The organism is Taibaiella koreensis (assembly GCF_003545715.1).
In the GTDB taxonomy this organism is placed as follows: Bacteria; Bacteroidota; Bacteroidia; order Chitinophagales; family Chitinophagaceae; genus Taibaiella; species Taibaiella koreensis.
In genome coordinates, this window is record NZ_QVNU01000027.1 from 1 (window position 1) to 1,083 (window position 1,083).

The window sequence follows — 1,083 nt, forward strand, 5'->3', positions numbered from 1 at the left end:
CTTTGGTACCGGATCATATTGCCCTGGTGTGGCAAGGTACGGAGATATCCTATTCGGTATTGAATGAAAGGGCCAATGCTATTGCTGCTGCAGTACAAGCGGCGGTACCGGGTGTGCGCAATCCTATTGTTACCGTGCTGCTCGACCGGGGGCCGGAGATGGTTATGGCCCTGCTGGGTATCTTAAAGGCAGGGGCAGCTTACCTGCCTATCGATCCGGAATACCCTGCCGACAGGATCCGGTATATGCTGGAGGATAGTGGCACCGCCCTGCTGGTCACGCATACGGAGATTGCGCCTGTCGCTTTTGCCGGGGAAACGGTCTATGTGGACCAAATGGAAGAAGGGCTTTGCTGGCAGCCGGTGCCGGTACGATCTGATGACCTGGCTTATATCATTTATACTTCCGGTTCTACGGGTATGCCCAAGGGGGTGATGATCGAGCACCGCAACGTGGTCCGGCTTTTGTTTAACGACAGGGATCTTTTTGATTTTACGCAAAGGGATGTCTGGACCTTATTCCATTCTTATTGCTTCGACTTTTCGGTATGGGAGATGTACGGGGCCCTGCTCTTTGGGGGCAAGCTGGTGATCGTGCCCAAAGCGGTGGCGCAGAGTGCGCGAGAGTTCCTGGAGCTGCTAAGAGAACAAAGGGTAACGGTACTGAACCAGACGCCGGGTTCGTTTTACAATATCATGGCCGAAGAGCGGGAGCAGTCTATGGCCGGTCTGCAGCTGCGTTATGTGATCTTTGGCGGTGAGGCTTTGAAGCCGGGCAAGCTCAGGGACTGGTACCGGAAGTACCCGGAATGCAGGCTGATCAATATGTACGGCATTACGGAAACGACGGTGCATGTGACGTATAAAGAGATTACGGATGTGGAGATAGCACAGCAGGCCAGTAATATCGGAAGGCCTATCCCTACGCTTTCTTTGCTGGTGCTGGACCGCGATGGTCACCTGGCACCGCAGGGTGTAGCGGGTGAGTTGTGTGTGGGTGGTGCCGGGCTGGCCAGGGGTTACCTGAATCGTCCGGAGCTCACGGCACAGCGGTTTATCGATCATCCTTACCATAAGGGGGAAA

Annotated in this window: 1 protein-coding gene; it reads left to right on the forward strand. The window is 54.8% G+C overall.

What is annotated here, in order from left to right; translation table 11 throughout:
* The coding region (locus DZK30_RS25575; RefSeq protein WP_162903474.1) for an amino acid adenylation domain-containing protein at positions 1–1,083 on the forward strand (1,083 nt) is incomplete at both ends.